Source organism: Streptacidiphilus sp. MAP12-33 (assembly GCF_041261265.1).
In the GTDB taxonomy this organism is placed as follows: Bacteria; Actinomycetota; Actinomycetes; order Streptomycetales; family Streptomycetaceae; genus Streptacidiphilus.
In genome coordinates, this window is the sequence record NZ_JBGCCA010000035.1 from 34024 (window position 1) to 49640 (window position 15617).

Below are 15617 nucleotides of genomic sequence, written 5' to 3' on the forward strand. Positions count from 1 at the left end.
TGCACCCGAAGGAGTGACCATGTCCCCGCACCTGTCCCGCCGACAGCTCCTGGGCGGCGGCGCGGGCGTCGCGCTCGTCGCGGTCGCCGGCGCGCTCGGCGTCGAGCTGAACAACCGCTCGTCCCACCCGGGCTCCCCCTCCATCGACTCCGCCGGCGACACCGTCTCCCCCGGGCCGACGGCCACCGGCGGCTTCACCTACGCGCGGCAGTCCGGCCCGGACCGCACCGTCGTCAGCGACGCGAACGGGAACCAGCTGGCGGTCCTCACCGACGGCGCCCGCACCGCGCTGCTCACCGGTCCGAGCCGCACCTGGACCGAGCCGCGCACCACCAGCGCCGTCGTGGAGAGCACCTCCTGGGTCCGGTTGATGCCGACACAGTGGTCGGCGGGACGCGAGCAGACCCCCTGGTTCCGCGACTGGTTCCCCAAGACCCTCGCCGACCGCAGCCCGGACGTCCTCGGCATCGCCTTCCAGTACGGAGACGGCGCCCCCACCGTCAAGGACGCGCACGGCCTGCGGATCGCCGGCGACGCCGCGTTCGGCCCGCGCATCCCCGGCCAGTCGGCCGACTCCTTCCACAGCCGCGACGAGCAGTCGGACTTCTACGACTACCTCGGCATCCCGTGGAACTTCCCCGACGGCCACCGCTCCCCGGAGAAGGCCCGCTACGGGATGGTCGACTGCTCGGGCTACATGCGCCTGGTCTGGGGCTACCGCAACGGTTACCCGATGCACGTCTCCAACACCCGCGGTGTGGGCCTGCCGCGCCGCGCGTACGCGATCGCCGCGTACGCGCCGGGCGTGCTGGTCATCCCCGACACGCACACCCGTCCGGCGGACCTGAGCCCGATGCAGCCGGGCGACCTGGTCTTCTTCTCGATCAACATCGGGGAGCCGAACTTCATCGACCACTGCGGCATGTACCTGGGCGAGGACACCGAGGGCCACCCCCGCTTCCTCTCCAGCCGCAGCCAGGCCAACGGCCCGACCATGGGCGACAAGGCGGGCGCCGCCCGCCTCGACGGCTCCGGCTTCTACGCCGCCGGTTTCCGCGCCGCCCGTCGGCTCTAGCGTCCGGCGTGGCCGCGCCGAAGGCAGGCGCCACAACTGACACACCGAAAGCCCGCCCCGCACCCGTGACGCGGCGGGCTTTCCGCTGTGACCTGGCGAGCTTTCCGCCGCCCCGACCGGCGTTCGTCGTACGTTCGTCCGAAGATCCACAGCAGAACGCGCCGAATGTCATCCTTTTGTGCTCTACGCGCGTAGGAGATTCTGGTTATCCTCGTTTCGTGAACGCTTCCACCCAGCCGAACACCGGCTCCACCCCCGTCAGCCCCTACGAGGCAGCCAAGGCCGCCGCTGCGCGCCTGCGCGAGCTCACGGACGGGCACGCGCACGACGTCGCGCTCGTGATGGGCTCCGGCTGGGTCCCCGCCGCCGACGAACTCGGCAAGCCCGACTACGAGTTCGCGATCACCGAGCTCCCGGGCTTCCCGCCGCCGGCGGTCGCCGGGCACTCGGGCAAGATCCGCTCGATCAAGGTGGGCGACAAGCGCGCGCTGGTCTTCCTGGGCCGCACCCACTTCTACGAGGGCCACGGCGTCGCCGCCGTCGCCCACGGCGTGCGCACCGCCGTCGCGGCCGGCTGCCGCACGGTCGTGCTGACCAACGGCTGCGGCGGCCTGCGCCAGGGCATGCAGCCCGGCCAGCCGGTGCTGATCAGCGACCACATCAACCTCACCGCCGCCTCCCCGATCGTCGGCGCCAACTTCGTGGACCTGACCGACCTGTACTCCTCCCGCCTGCGCGCGCTGTGCCAGGAGGTGGACCCCTCCCTGGAGGAGGGCGTCTACGTGCAGTTCCCCGGCCCGCACTACGAGACCCCGGCCGAGATCGGCATGGTCCGCGCCATCGGCGGCGACCTGGTCGGCATGTCCACCACGCTGGAGGCCATCGCCGCCCGCGAGGCGGGCGCCGAGGTGCTCGGCCTGTCGCTGGTCACCAACCTGGCCGCCGGCATCACCGGCGAGCCGCTCAACCACGAAGAGGTCCTCGAGGCCGGCCGCACCTCCGCCACCCGGATGGGCGCGCTGCTGGCCAAGCTCCTCGAGCGGATCTGACGCCTCCTTCCGACGCCTCTTTCCGACTTCCCCCGCATGGCATCCGACGGTTCGCACGCCGGATGCCATGCTTTTTGTACGGCTTTCTCACGGCTCTGCGGCTGCCGCACCGAAGACGAGGACGTGACGCGATGACTGCCTTTCAGGACGGCGATCTGCTCTCCCGAGCCCGCACCTGGCTGGCCGAGGACCCGGACCCGGAGACCCGCGAGGAACTCTCGCGACTCCTCGCCGCCGCCGAGGGCGACCCCCATGAGGCCAGCGAGAAGGCCTGGTCGGAGCTGGCCGAGCGGTTCGCCGGCACCCTCCAGTTCGGCACCGCCGGGCTGCGCGGCGAGATGGGCGCGGGCCCGATGCGGATGAACCGCGCCGTGGTCATCCGGGCCGCCGCGGGCCTGGCCGCCTACCTCAAGCGCGGAGCGACCGCCGGGCTCGTCGTCATCGGCTACGACGCCCGCCACAACTCCGAGGCCTTCGCCCGCGACACCGCCGCCGTCATGGTCGCCCAGGGCCTCAAGGCCGCCCTGCTGCCCGGCCCGCTGCCGACGCCGGTGCTCGCCTTCGCCGTCCGCCACTTCGGCGCGGCCGCCGGGATCGCCGTCACCGCCAGTCACAACCCGCCGCGCGACAACGGCTACAAGGTCTACCTGGGCGGCGGCTTCGGCGGCTCGCAGATCGTCCCGCCGCACGACGCCGGCATCGCCGCCGAGATCGACGCCGTCGGCACGCTCGACGAGGTCCCGCTCGCCGTCGAGGGCTGGGAGGTGCTCAGCGAGGCCGACGTGCTGGAGCCGTACCTGGCCCGTGTCGCCGCCGTCGTGGACGAGCACGCCCCGCGCGACCTCGACGTGGTCTACACCCCGATGCACGGCGTCGGCCGCGGCACCTTTCTCGCCGCGTTCGAACGAGCCGGCTTTCCCGCGCCGACGGTCGTCGCCGCGCAGGGCGACCCCGACCCGGCCTTCCCGACCGTCTCCTTCCCCAATCCGGAGGAGCCCGGCGCCATGGACCTGGCGTTCGCCGCGGCCGCCGAGCACCGGCCCGACATCGTGATCGCCAACGACCCGGACGCCGACCGCCTCGCCGTCGCCGTCCCCACCGGCGACCCGGGCGACGCCTCGGGCTGGCGGATGCTGCGCGGCGACGAGGTCGGCGCGCTGCTCGCCGCGCACTTGGTCGCCAAGCACGCCAAGGGCACCTTCGCCACGACCATCGTCTCCTCCTCGCTGCTCGGCAGGATCGCCGAGGCGGCGGGCCTGCGCTACGAGGAGACGCTGACCGGCTTCAAGTGGCTCTCCCGCGTCGACGGCCTGCGTTTCGGCTACGAGGAAGCCCTGGGGTACTGCGTCGACCCCGACGCGGTCCGCGACAAGGACGGCGTCAGCGCCGCCCTGCTGATGGCCGAACTCGCCGCGACGCTCAAGGCCCAGCACCGCACCCTGCAGGACCTGCTGGACGACCTTGCGGGCACGCACGGCCTGCACGCCACCGACCAGCTCTCCGTCCGCGTGGCCGACCTGCGCGTGATCGCCGATGCCATGGCCCGGCTGCGCCGGGAGCCGCCGGTGCGGCTGGCCGGCCTGCACGTCGACTCGGCGGAGGACCTGGAGGCGGGATCGGAGCAGCTGCCGCCGACGGACGGGCTTCGCTACCACCTCAGCGGCGAGGGCGTCACCTCGGCGCGCGTCGTGGTCCGTCCGTCCGGGACCGAGCCGAAGCTGAAGTGCTACCTGGAGGTCGTCGTCCCTGTCGGCGGCGTGGCCGAGCTGGGCGCTGCCCGGGAGCGGGCGACGGCGCTGCTGGCCTCGCTGAAGACCGATCTGGCCGCCGCCGCGGGCATCTGATCTGACATGCTGTCGCGGTGTCGACAACCGGTGCCGAACGTCTGATCCCCGTCCCTGGCGTGCGCAATCTGCGTGACGCCGGGGGCTTCCCCACCGCCGACGGCGGCCGCGTCGCGCAGGCGCTGCTGTACCGCGGCGGCTCCCTCCACGAGCTGACCCCGGAGGGCGCGGCCGCGCTGACCGCGCTGGGCCTGCGCACGGTCATCGACCTGCGCTCCGCGCCGGAACTGGAGGTCTGGCCGGACCGCCCGCTCGACGGCGAGGTCCGGTTCCTCCACCTCCCGACGTTCCCGCCGCGTCCCGCGCGGGAGCGGACGGCCGAGGAGGCCCGCGACGAGCGGGCGGATCAGGACGAGCGGGACGAGCGGGACGCGGAGGCGGGCGAGGAGACCCTGGACGACCTCTACGCCTTCATGGCCGCGACGGCCGGGCCCGCGATAGCGGCCACGGTCAGCGCGCTGGCCGTCCCGGGGGCGCTCCCCGCGCTGGTGCACTGCGCGGTCGGCAAGGACCGCACCGGCGTGACAGTGGCCACCCTCCTGTCCGCGCTCGGCGTCCGTGACGCCGACATCGTGGCGGACTACCACCTCTCCAACACCGGCCTGGGCCTGGACCGCGGCCCGGTCTACTACGTCGACGAGCAGGGCAGGGAACGCCGCTCCCGCCCGGTCCACGAGGGCCTCCTGCTCGCCTTCCTGGCCTCCCTCCGCGCCACCCACGGCGACGCGACGCGGTACCTGCTGGCGCACGGCGTCACGGAGCCGGAGCTCGCCGCTCTGCGGGGCGCATTCCTGTGACGTGAGGTTGCACCTGCCTCAGGGGCCCGGGGAAGTGCGCGACAAGCCACCGACGCGCGGATGGTCCTCGATGTTCAGGGCCGTCCGCGCAGGGTGACTTGCTCACGCCCGCGCAGGGGACCTCAGGGCACCTCCCGGCCGAAGGCCGGGAGAGGAGCCGCAGATCGGCACAGCCCCGTGCTCCTGAGGTGAGTGCAACCGGCTCGTCGCGCAGCAGTCCCCACGCCCCTGAGGCAGGTGCAACCGAGCGTCAGCCCGCGACGAGGGCGGCGATCGTCGCCACCGCCCCCGCGAGCATCGGGGCGATCAGCCACCAGTTCCACGTCACCGAGAGCTCCGGCTCGCCCGCGTCCGCCGGCAGCTCCTCGCGGTACTGCGCGACGCGCTCGTTCAGCTCGGTGACCGCCCGGTCCGCCATCGCCTCGGCCGCGGACTGCGGCAGCGACCGCGGCGCGCCGAACAGACCGGGGCGCGGGGTGTTGGAGACCGTGCCGCGGTCACCCGCGTCGATCATCGCGCGCTTCGACGCGCGCTTGCGCTGGCGCAGCGACACCGGCAGCGCCCAGATGACGAACTTGCGACCGCCCGCCCGCAGCTCGACCGAGAGCGTCGAGACCAGCGACTCCACCCCGTCCCAGCGGAGCTTGATCGTGCGGAAGGGGTTCCGCACCAGCAGTCGGTCCTGACCGGCGCGAACCTGCGGCCACAGGCTGAACGCGGCGATCAGCGGGGCGCCCAGGACCAGCACCGAGGCGGCCAGCGCGGGCGCCGAACCCGATCCGTTGACCATGGCGTCGATGGTCAGCCAGAGGAGCAGGACCAGCAGGAAACAGCCGCCGACGAGGCCCGGCCCGGAACGGTAGACCTTGTCGTGGTAGGTGGGGGCCGTGTTCGCACGGGCGGGGGTGTCGCTCATGGTCACCGATTCTGCCCCAGTTCACCCTGTTTCCCCACGCGAGGCCGGGTCTCGTTATGGCATCAGCCGCACGATGTCACACGGACGCCCTCGTGACGGAACGCTACGCGTGTAGATATGCTGCGCTGGTGAGCATGTCCTCCTCCCTCGCTACCAGCGGCCTCGCGGACGTCGCCTCCTCCGAGGCGTCCCTGCGTCGCTTCCTGCACGGTCTCCCCGGCATCGACGCCGTGGGCCTGCAGGCACGCGCCGCGGGACTCGGCACCCGGTCGATCAAGACCACCGCCAAGGCCTACGCCATCGATCTGGCCATCTCCATGATCGACCTCACCACGCTGGAGGGTGCGGACACCCCCGGCAAGGTGCGCTCGCTCTGCCAGAAGGCCAGGAACCCCGACCCCGGGAACCCGGACGTCCCGCACACCGCGGCCGTCTGCGTCTACCCGGACATGGTCCCCATCGCCAAGGAGGCCCTCGGCGGCGCGCCGATCAACGTCGCCGCCGTGGCCACCGCCTTCCCCTCCGGCCGGGCCGGGCTGCCGGTCAAGCTGGCCGACACGGCCGAGGCCGTCGCCGCCGGGGCCGACGAGGTCGACATGGTGATCGACCGGGGTGCCTTCCTCTCCGGCCGGTACCTGGAGATCTACGAGCTGATCGCCGAGATCAAGAAGGCGTGCGAGCGCCCGGACGGCACCGCCGCCCATCTCAAGGTGATCTTCGAGACCGGCGAGCTCGTCACCTACGACAACATCCGCCGCGCCTCCTGGCTGGCGATGCTGGCCGGGGCCGACTTCATCAAGACCTCCACCGGCAAGGTCGCCGTCAACGCGACCCCCGCCAACACCCTGGTGCTGATGGAGGCCGTGCGCGACTTCCGGAACGCCACCGGCGTGCAGGTGGGAGTGAAGCCCGCCGGGGGTATCCGTACCACCAAGGACGCCATGAAGTACCTGGTCATGGTGAACGAGATCCTCGGTGACGACTGGCTCTCCCCGGACTGGTTCCGGTTCGGTGCCTCCAGCCTGCTCAACGACCTGCTGATGCAGCGGCAGAAGCTGGCCTCCGGCCGCTACTCCGGTCCCGACTACGTGACGGTGGACTGATCACCATGGCACTGTTCGACTACGCCCCCGCGCCCGAGTCGCGCGCCGCCGCCGGCGACATCGCCTCGACGTACGGGCACTTCATCGACGGCGAGTTCGTCGAGTCCACCGGTTCCGAGGCCCTGAAGACCGTCGACCCCTCCACCGAGGAGGTCCTGGCGGAGTTCGCCCAAGGCACCGAGGCAGACGTGGACCGCGCCGTCGCCGCCGCCCGCAAGGCGTTCACCTCCTGGTCCGCCCTGCCCGGCGCCGAGCGCGGAAAGTACCTGTTCCGCATCGCCCGGATCATCCAGGAGCGCTCGCGCGAGCTGGCCGTCCTGGAGTCGATCGACAACGGCAAGCCGATCAAGGAGACCCGCGACGTCGACCTGCCGCTGGTCGCCGCGCACTTCTTCTACTACGCCGGCTGGGCCGACAAGCTGGAGTTCGCGGGCTACGGGAGCAACCCGCGCCCGGTGGGCGTGGCCGCCCAGGTCATCCCGTGGAACTTCCCGCTGCTGATGCTGGCCTGGAAGATCGCCCCGGCGCTGGCCACCGGTAACACGGTCGTCCTGAAGCCCGCCGAGACCACCCCCCTCACGGCGCTGCGCTTCGCGGAGATCTGCCGCCAGGCCGGTCTGCCCAAGGGCGTCGTCAACATCATCACCGGTGACGGCCGCACCGGCGCCGCGCTGACCGCGCACCCGGACGTCGACAAGGTCGCCTTCACCGGCTCCACCGAGGTCGGCCGCGCGATCGCCCGCACGCTGGCCGGCACCCGCACGAAGCTCTCGCTGGAGCTCGGCGGCAAGGCCGCCAACATCGTCTTCGACGACGCGCCGATCGACCAGGCGGTCGAGGGCATCGTCGACGGCATCTTCTTCAACCAGGGCCACGTCTGCTGCGCGGGCTCGCGCCTGCTGGTCCAGGAGTCGGTCCACGACGACGTCATGGACGCCCTCAAGCGCCGCATGTCGACGCTGCGCGTCGGCGACCCGCTGGACAAGAACACCGACATCGGCGCCATCAACTCCGCCGCGCAGCTCGCGCGCATCCAGGAGCTGACCGCCGCCGGTGAGGCCGAGGGCGCCGAGCGCTGGTCCCCCGCCTGCGAGCTGCCGTCCACCGGCTACTGGTTCGCGCCGACGGTCTTCAGCAACGTCTCCGCCACCCACCGGATCGCCCGCGAGGAGATCTTCGGCCCGGTCCTGTCCGTGCTGACCTTCCGCACGCCGGAGGAGGCCGTCGCCAAGGCCAACAACACCCCCTACGGGCTCTCGGCCGGCATCTGGACCGAGAAGGGCTCGCGCATCCTGTGGATGGCGAGCAAGCTCCGCGCCGGCGTGGTCTGGTCCAACACCTTCAACAAGTTCGACCCGACCTCGCCCTTCGGCGGCTACAAGGAGTCGGGCTACGGCCGCGAGGGCGGTCGCCACGGTCTGGAGGCCTACCTCGATGTCTGAGCCCACGACGGCACTCCGCCTGGATGTCTACAAGACCTACAAGCTCTTCGTCGGCGGCAAGTTCCCGCGCTCCGAGAGCGGACGGGTGTACGAGGTGACCGACCGCAAGTCCGGCGAGTGGCTCGCCAACGCCCCCCAGGGCACCCGCAAGGACACCCGCGACGCGGTCTCCGCCGCCCGCAGGGCCTTCGGCGGCTGGTCGGGCGCGACCGCGTACAACCGCGGCCAGATCCTGTACCGCGCGGCCGAGATGCTCCAGGGCCGCCGCGAGCAGTACCTCGCCGAGGTCGCGGTCTCCGAGGGCCTGACGGCCAAGAAGGCGGCGCCGCTCGTCGACGCCGCCGTCGACCGCCTGGTCTGGTACGCGGGCTGGACGGACAAGGTCGCCCAGATCGCGGGCAACGCCAACCCCGTCGCCGGGCCGTACTTCAACCTCTCCACCCCGGAGCCGACCGGCGTCGTCGGCGTCGTCGCTCCGCAGAGCGGCAACGGTTTCTCGCTGCTTGGCCTCGTCTCGGTGCTGGCGCCCGTCATCGCCACGGGCAACACCGCCGTCGTCGCCCTGGCCCCGGGCGCCCCGCTCCCGGGCCTCTCGCTGGGCGAGGTGCTGGCCACCTCCGACCTGCCGGGCGGCGTGGTCAACCTGATCTCGGGCCGCACGGAGGACATCGCCCCGACGCTGGCCTCCCACGCCGACGTCAACGCGCTGGACCTGTCCGGTGTGGTGGCCGAGGAGGGTCCGGCCTCGGCGAAGGACCTGGAGGTCGCCGCGGCGGACACCCTCAAGCGCGTCCTTCGCCCGGAGTCGGCGTCCTACGACTGGACGACCGCCCCGGGGACGGACCGCCTGCTGACCTTCCTGGAGACCAAGACGGTCTGGCACCCGATGGGAATGTGAGTCCCCTCTCAAAGACCCGGGCACGTGCTCTCTCGCCGTGAGCACGTGCCCGTTCTTTGATTTCGGATGTCACACTGGTGTCCCGTGGCTACCTCTTCCGTGAACCCTTCCCCGGCACGCGTGATCCTGCTCTGCGGCCCTTCCGGTTCCGGCAAGTCCACCCTCGCCGAGCGCGCCGGCCTCCCGGTCCTCCAGCTCGACGACTTCTACAAGGACGGCGACGACCCGACCCTCCCGCGCCTGCCCGACGGCAGCGTCGACTGGGACGACCCGCAGTCATGGCACTTCGACCAGGCCGTCGCCGCGATCCGCTCCCTGTGCGACACGGGTGCGGCCGAGGTCCCGATCTACTCGATCCCGGCCAACGGCGCGGTCGGTTCACGCACCCAGACCGTCGGCACTCCGGTCTTCGTCGCCGAGGGCATCTTCGCGGCCGAGATCGTCCGCGCCTGTGAGGCGGAAGGCCTCCTCGCCGACGCGATCTGCCTGCGCAACCACGCCTTCACCACGGCCTACCGCCGCTTCCTCCGCGACGTCCGCGAGGCCCGCAAGTCCGTCCCGTACCTCCTGCGCCGCGGCTACCGCCTCATGCGCGCCGAGCGCGCGGTCGTCAACCGCCAGCGCGAGCTGGGCGCCACCCCGTGCAACGGCCACGAGGCCCTTGCGCGCATGGGTCAGTCGCACTCGGCCCAGGGGCGCGAGGCCGCACCGATCAGCGGCTCCGCCGCGGGGCGCGAGCAACCCGCCGCCGTGTAGAGCCCCGAACTGCCGGGACCATCCGCGCGTGGGTGGTTGTTCGCGCAGTCCCGGCGCCCGGGACCGTGCAACAGTGCGAAGCACAGAAGGCCTGGACCCCGGCGTCCCCCAACGCCAAGGCCCAGGCCCCATGCTGCTGTGAGCTACCCCCGTGCCCACAGCCTCCCCCTCAGAAAAGCTCTTCTCAGGCGACCAGCTCGCCGAAGGCGTGCCCCAGGTCCCCGTCCTGCGCCGCCAGCGTCTCGTCCTCGCGGAGCCGGCGCAGGGCGCGCCAGATGCCGCTCTTGACCGTGCCGACGCTGATCCCCATCACGTCGGCGATCTCCGGGTCCGTCTTGCCCTCGTAGTACCGCAGCACCAGCATGGTCCGCTGGTTCTCCGGGAGCTTGGCCAGCGCCTGCCACAGCACCGTGCGCAGCTCCGTGCCGTACATCGCGTCGGTGTCACCGACGGTCTCCGGCATCTCCTCGGTGGGGTACTCGTTGACCTTGCGCCGGCGCCACGCCGAGATGTGCAGGTTGGTCATGGTGCGGCGCATGTACCCGCCGACCGCCGCCTTGTCGGAGATCCGGTCCCAGGCCCGGTACGTGCTGAAGAGCGCGCTCTGCAGCAGGTCCTCGGCCGCGAAGCGGTCGCCGGTCAGGTGGTAGGCGGTGGCGTACAGGGACGCGCGGCGCTCCTTCACGTAGGCCGTGAAGTCGTCCGCGTGGGCGTCCCACGTGGCCGTCGCCGTGGCCGTGGAACCGTGGCCGTCCTCCTGGCGTCCCACCGCGTGAAGGTGACGGACGGAGTACGTCGGGTGAGGCAGGGTCGCGGCGGCCTTGTCGGCGTGAGCCTCGATGACTGCGTTCATCGCGTACTCCTTCGGGTTCCGGTCGGTGCTCGGTGCTTGCTGCCGGGCTGCTGGTTCCGCCCGACATGGAAAATCCTGCCCTGGGGTTTTCATCGCCCTGTCCGCCGACTGTCACAGACGTGTCACAGAGCCCGTCACGATTCACACCGGCGCACAGGAGGGTCGATCCCGCGCGGGCGGTACGCCACAATGAACCGCGTGTCTCACCTGTTGCTCATCGAGGACGACGATGCGATCCGCACCGGCCTGGAGCTCGCGCTGACCCGACAGGGTCACCGGGTCTCCTCGGCCGCCTCCGGCGAAGACGGCCTGCGCCTCTTCAAGGAGCAGCGTCCGGACCTGATCGTGCTCGACGTGATGCTGCCCGGAATCGACGGCTTCGAGGTCTGCCGGCGGATCCGGCGCACCGACCAGCTGCCGATCATCCTGCTCACCGCGCGCTCCGACGACATCGACGTCGTCGTCGGGCTGGAGTCCGGCGCCGACGACTACGTCGTCAAGCCGGTCCAGCCGCGTGTGCTGGACGCACGCATCCGGGCGGTGCTGCGGCGCGGCGAGCGCGAGAGCTCGGACTCCGCGGCCTTCGGCGACGTGGTGATCGACCGCAACGCGATGATCGTGACCAAGCGCGGCACGGAACTGCAGCTGACCCCGACCGAGCTGCGGCTGCTGCTGGAGCTGAGCCGCCGTCCGGGGCAGGCGCTCTCGCGCCAGCAGTTGCTGCGCCTGGTCTGGGAGCACGACTACCTGGGCGACTCACGGCTGGTGGACGCCTGTGTCCAGCGCCTGCGCGCCAAGGTCGAGGACGTGCCGTCGGCCCCCACCCTGATCCGGACCGTGCGCGGGGTCGGCTACCGCCTGGACACCCCGGCGTGACCGACCGTTCCACGCTCTCCACGACCCCTCCGCCCACCCCCCAGGACGCACCGCCCACCCACCCGCGGGCCCGCTGGCTGGCCCGTCGGCTGCGGCTGACCTCGCTGCGGATAAGGATGATCGCCGTCTGCTCGGTGGTCGCCCTGGCCGCGGCGGTGTCCTCCTCGGGCATCGCCTACTGGCTCAACCGTGACGCGGTGCTCAAGCGCACCCAGGACACGGCGCTCTCGGACTTCCGCAACCAGCTCGACCGCACCGTCACGGCGCTGCCGCTGGAGCCGAGCTGCCAGGAGCTGCAGCTCGCCACGAACGTGGTGGCCGCCACGGGGCTGCGCTACGACGTCGTGATGACGTCCCCGACGTGCAGCGTCCACTCCTCGCACACGTACACGGCGGCGGACGTGCCGGCCGTGTTGCGCCAGCAGGTCGAGCAGCCGTGCATGCACTGCACCACCTCGCCCGGCCAGTACCACCTGTTCTGGCAGCGGGTGAACCTGAACGGCGTGCCGTTCCTGATCGGCGGCACCAGGGTGCTGCCGGACGGGCCGACGGCCTACATGTTCAAGTCCCTCGACGACGAGCAGCGCGACCTGGACTCGCTCGCCTGGTCGCTGGGCATCGCGACGCTGCTGGCCCTGGTCGGCGCGGCGCTGCTGGCGCAGGCCGCCGCGGCGACGGTGCTGAAGCCGGTCGCCCGGCTCGCGGAGGCCGCGCAGTCGCTGGGCGAGGGCAATCTCGACACCCGGCTGGAGGTCACCGGTCAGGACGAGCTCGCAGAGCTGTCGCGCACCTTCAACCACACCGCGGCCGCCCTGGAGGCGCAGGTCGAGGAGCTGAGCGCGCGTGAGCACGCGAGCCGCCGCTTCGTCGCCGACATGTCCCACGAGCTGCGGACGCCGCTGACGGCGATGACCGCGGTCACGGACATCCTGGAGGACGAGGCGGACGCCCTCGACCCGATGATCGAGCCGGCCGTCCGGCTGGTCGTGAGCGAGACCCGACGGCTGACGGAGCTGGTGGAGAACCTGATGGAGGTGACCCGCTTCGACGCGGGCACCGCCAAGGTCGTCATCGACGAGATCGACATCGCCGACCTGATCACCTCGACCATCGACGCCCGCGCCTGGCTGGACGCGGTCGAGCTGGACGCGCCGCGCGGCCTGCTCGTCCGGGTGGACCCGCGCCGGATCGACGTGGTGCTGGCCAACCTGATCGGCAACGCGCTCAAGCACGGCGGCTCCCCGGTCCGGGTCCGCGCCCGCGAGGAGTCGGCGCCGGACGGCGACTGGCTGGTGGTCGAGGTCGCCGACGGCGGCCCCGGCATCCCCGGGGACGTGCTGCCGCACGTCTTCGACCGGTTCTTCAAGGCGGACGCCTCGCGCCGCCGCTCGGAGGGCAGCGGCCTCGGCCTCTCCATCGCGATGGAGAACGCCCGCATCCACGGCGGCACGATCTCGGCCGCGAACGCGGCGGACGGCGTCGGCGCCGTCTTCACCCTGCGCCTGCCGAAGACCCCGCCGACGAAGGACGGCAGCACCGCATGAGCACCACCGAACGCACGAACAGCGACACCGCGGCCACCCCCGCACCGAACCCGGCCTCCGGCCCGGGCACCCCCGCACCGAACCGCGTCGCGGTCGGCGACGCCACCGCGCCCGGTGGCCGCACCACCGCGGGCCGTGCGGCCGTGCGGCGGGGACTGCCGGCCGCGGTTCGTGGCACCGAGTCGGCGGCGCAGGGCCGGCGGCGACGGCGGGCGGCGACGGTGGCGATGGCCGCGGCCGTCCTCGCCGCGACCGTCACGGCCACGCTGAGCGGCTGCGGCATCCGCAGCACCGCCGTGCCCGTCGACGCCGGGCTGCCGGCCTCCCGCACCGCCTGCCCCCCGACTCCGGGGGCCACGTCCACGCCGGGCGCGAACTCGGACGGACCGGCCGTGCTGACCACCGCCGCTCCGAGCGACCTGATGCCCGGCGGGGCGACGTACTTCCCCGGCGCGACCCCGTGGGACGCGCTGACCTCGGCGCTGCCGATCATGCCCTCGGCTTCCGCGTCGGCGGCCGCGCGCGGCTCCGCCACGCCGCACCGGGCCACGTCCTCGGCAGGCGCGCGCGCCGCGAGCCCGCCCCCGGTACCGAAGCCGACGAGCGCGACCACCACCGGCGCCTCCGGCTTCTCCCTGGGCGACTGCGGCGCCGCCCCGGGGACCGGCTCACCCTGACCGCCTCCTCGCCCGGCCGGCCAGTCGGTCGGCCTGGCGGGGGCGCGACGCACACACGACCGAGACAGAGCAGACGGAGAGGGCGGGTCCGCGGTGGAGGTGCCTGGCGCGACAGAGCGCAGCGTGACGGCGCGCACACGTCGCCTCGCAACCATGCGCACCACCATGCGCGTCCCTTCTGGCGTGCAGCACGGAGAGAGCAGCGCCGATCCCCGTCCCTTCGCCGTCCACGCGGGCGCCCGGCGGCTCGGCCTGCTGCTGCTGGCGGTCCATCTGACCGTGCTGCTCTGGGTGACCCTGCGCAGCACACCCACGCTCTGGCTGTCCGACAGCAACCTCACCCCGTTCGCCTCCGTCCGCGCCGAGCTGGCCACCGGAACCGGACGCGACTACCTCGCGCTGCTCGGCGGGCTGCTGTCGCTGGCCCCGCTGGGGGTGCTGCTGCCCCTCGCCGGCGGGCGCCGGGACGCGCCGACGCTCGGCTCCTTCACCCGCACACTGCTGGCCGGGGGGCTGATCGCCACCGGGCTCGAGGTGCTGCAGACGACCCTGTCGCTGCGGCTGCTCAACGTCGACGACATCCTGCTGGCCTGCATCGGGATCGCGCTGTCCCACCTCGCGGTGGTGCCCGCGACCCGGGCCTGGCTGCGCCGCCAGGCCACCGCCCGGGCCGCGGCGGCGTCCGTCGCGGCGCCGGTTCCGGCGCACGCCCCTGAGAACGACCCTGAGAGCGCCCCTGAGAACAGGCCGCTCCGGAGCCCGGGTCCCGGCAGGGTCCGAATCATCGGCGGGGCTGACGGCACCGCCCTTCCTGCGCGAGAGGCTTGAGACATCAAGCCGACGGCCCGTCCCACCGCGGACGGGCCACATCGAACAGGAGTGATCCCATGTCCGCGACCGCCACTCTCGCCCGCCCCCGCAGCGGCCGCATGATCGGTGGTGTCTGCGCGGGTATCGCCCACCGCTTCGGGATGAGCCCGCTCAGCGTCCGCGTGCTGTTCCTGCTCTCGTGCCTGCTGCCCGGGCCGCAGATACTCGTCTACCTGGCCCTGTGGCTGCTGCTCCCGGCCGAGTACTGACCACACGCCACGCCTGACGCGACGCGCCTGACACGCCACGGGGGCCTCCCGGTCCGGGAGGCCCCCGCAGCGGACCGTTCCGGCCCGGCGCTCAGCTGATCGACGGCGCCTTCAGCGGCAGGTTCTGGTGCAGGGCGTCGAGCGTGTGGCCCGTACCGCCCTGGAGCTGGCCGAGGCCGGGAAGGCTGCCCAGCGTGCCGCCGACGGCCGGGAGGCCACCGTCGCGCTGCTGCGGTACCGCGGACTGCGGCACCACGGACTGCGGCACGACCGACTGCGGCACGGCGGACTGCACCGCGCGCGTCGCGATCGGCAGTGAGCCCGTCGCCCCCTGCACCGTCGGCGCGGTGTTGTTGATGACGCCCTGCGCGGTCGAGGTCACCTCGTGGAGGCCGCCGCCGGCGGAGGTCAACGACGACGCCGGCCCGGTCAGCGAGCTGACCTGGGGAAGCCCGCCGAGCGGGTCCGCCGCGGCCGGTCCGGCGAAGGCGGCGACCGCCGCGACACCGAGCACGGCCGTTCCGGCCGCCTGCAGGGTGGCCTTCTTCATGAGCAGTCTCCTCGTGTCCTGCGAGCACGGCGATTACAGCGCGTGCCCGGATGGCGGCCCAACGTATCCACGAGGCACGGCACGCCCCAAATCCCGTCAGCCGATCGGCGTACCGGGATTCGGGGCGTTGACGCGGAGCCGAGGCCGTCAGGGCCGCC

General features: G+C 72.6%; 16 protein-coding genes. 13 read left to right on the forward strand and 3 right to left on the reverse strand.

Annotated elements, in window-relative coordinates; genetic code table 11:
• The first annotated feature begins 19 nt into the window (after nt 1-19).
• The 4 genes from ABH931_RS29715 to ABH931_RS29730 all read left to right on the forward strand — a co-directional run bounded on the left by ABH931_RS29715 (nt 20) and on the right by ABH931_RS29730 (nt 4765).
• Complete coding sequence (locus ABH931_RS29715; RefSeq protein ID WP_370119888.1) at nt 20-1075, forward strand: NlpC/P60 family protein; 1056 nt, start codon at nt 20-22, stop codon at nt 1073-1075.
• A 218-nt stretch (nt 1076-1293) separates the two neighbouring features.
• Complete coding sequence (locus ABH931_RS29720; RefSeq protein ID WP_370119890.1) at nt 1294-2124, forward strand: purine-nucleoside phosphorylase; 831 nt, start codon at nt 1294-1296, stop codon at nt 2122-2124.
• A gap of 131 nt (nt 2125-2255) precedes the next feature.
• On the forward strand, nt 2256-3968 hold the full coding sequence (locus ABH931_RS29725; RefSeq protein ID WP_370119893.1) for a phospho-sugar mutase: 1713 nt from the start codon (nt 2256-2258) through the stop codon (nt 3966-3968).
• Nucleotides 3969-3985: 17 nt separating this feature from the next.
• Complete coding sequence (locus ABH931_RS29730) at nt 3986-4765, forward strand: tyrosine-protein phosphatase (protein WP_370119895.1); 780 nt, start codon at nt 3986-3988, stop codon at nt 4763-4765.
• 250 nt (nt 4766-5015) lie between these two features.
• Here the strand turns inward: ABH931_RS29730 and ABH931_RS29735 are convergent, their stop codons facing one another.
• Complete coding sequence (locus ABH931_RS29735; protein ID WP_370119898.1) at nt 5016-5681, reverse strand: PH domain-containing protein; 666 nt, start codon at nt 5679-5681, stop codon at nt 5016-5018.
• A gap of 134 nt (nt 5682-5815) precedes the next feature.
• Here ABH931_RS29735 and deoC point away from each other — a divergent pair, with 134 nt between their 5' ends.
• The 4 genes from deoC to ABH931_RS29755 all read left to right on the forward strand — a co-directional run bounded on the left by deoC (nt 5816) and on the right by ABH931_RS29755 (nt 9880).
• Entirely contained in the window at nt 5816-6784 is a 969-nt protein-coding gene (deoC, locus tag ABH931_RS29740; RefSeq protein ID WP_370120070.1) for a deoxyribose-phosphate aldolase, read from the forward strand.
• A gap of 5 nt (nt 6785-6789) precedes the next feature.
• Entirely contained in the window at nt 6790-8226 is a 1437-nt protein-coding gene (locus ABH931_RS29745; protein WP_370119901.1) for an aldehyde dehydrogenase family protein, read from the forward strand.
• Nucleotides 8219-9124, forward strand: a complete 906-nt coding sequence (locus tag ABH931_RS29750; RefSeq protein ID WP_370119904.1) for an aldehyde dehydrogenase family protein — start codon at nt 8219-8221, stop codon at nt 9122-9124. Before ABH931_RS29745 ends, ABH931_RS29750 begins: the two co-directional genes overlap by 8 nt.
• A gap of 66 nt (nt 9125-9190) precedes the next feature.
• A complete protein-coding gene (locus ABH931_RS29755) occupies nt 9191-9880 on the forward strand; it encodes a uridine kinase (RefSeq protein ID WP_370119907.1) in 690 nt (229 codons plus the stop codon).
• A gap of 184 nt (nt 9881-10064) precedes the next feature.
• On the opposite strand, the gene ABH931_RS29760 is transcribed toward ABH931_RS29755, so the two are convergent.
• Nucleotides 10065-10733 (reverse strand): SigE family RNA polymerase sigma factor, encoded by a 669-nt coding sequence (locus ABH931_RS29760; protein WP_370119909.1) that lies wholly within the window; start codon nt 10731-10733, stop codon nt 10065-10067.
• Between the two features lie 198 nt (nt 10734-10931).
• On the opposite strand from ABH931_RS29760, the gene ABH931_RS29765 reads away from it, so the two are divergent.
• The 5 genes from ABH931_RS29765 (at nt 10932) to ABH931_RS29785 (ending at nt 14909) form a co-directional block, all read left to right on the forward strand.
• Complete coding sequence (locus ABH931_RS29765; protein ID WP_370119912.1) at nt 10932-11609, forward strand: response regulator; 678 nt, start codon at nt 10932-10934, stop codon at nt 11607-11609.
• Between the two features lie 77 nt (nt 11610-11686).
• Nucleotides 11687-13153, forward strand: coding sequence for an ATP-binding protein (locus ABH931_RS29770; RefSeq protein ID WP_370120073.1), 1467 nt, complete (start codon nt 11687-11689; stop codon nt 13151-13153).
• Nucleotides 13150-13830, forward strand: coding sequence for a hypothetical protein (locus tag ABH931_RS29775; RefSeq protein ID WP_370119914.1), 681 nt, complete (start codon nt 13150-13152; stop codon nt 13828-13830). The genes ABH931_RS29770 and ABH931_RS29775 overlap by 4 nt, the downstream gene beginning before the upstream one ends.
• Nucleotides 13831-13983: 153 nt before the next feature.
• On the forward strand, nt 13984-14658 hold the full coding sequence (locus ABH931_RS29780; protein WP_370119916.1) for a VanZ family protein: 675 nt from the start codon (nt 13984-13986) through the stop codon (nt 14656-14658).
• Between the two features lie 59 nt (nt 14659-14717).
• Nucleotides 14718-14909: a PspC domain-containing protein gene (locus ABH931_RS29785; protein ID WP_370119919.1), complete on the forward strand. Its 192-nt coding sequence runs from the start codon at nt 14718-14720 to the stop codon at nt 14907-14909.
• A 91-nt stretch (nt 14910-15000) separates the two neighbouring features.
• Here the strand turns inward: ABH931_RS29785 and ABH931_RS29790 are convergent, their stop codons facing one another.
• On the reverse strand, nt 15001-15459 hold the full coding sequence (locus ABH931_RS29790; RefSeq protein ID WP_370119921.1) for a hypothetical protein: 459 nt from the start codon (nt 15457-15459) through the stop codon (nt 15001-15003).
• Nucleotides 15460-15617: the final 158 nt, after the last annotated feature.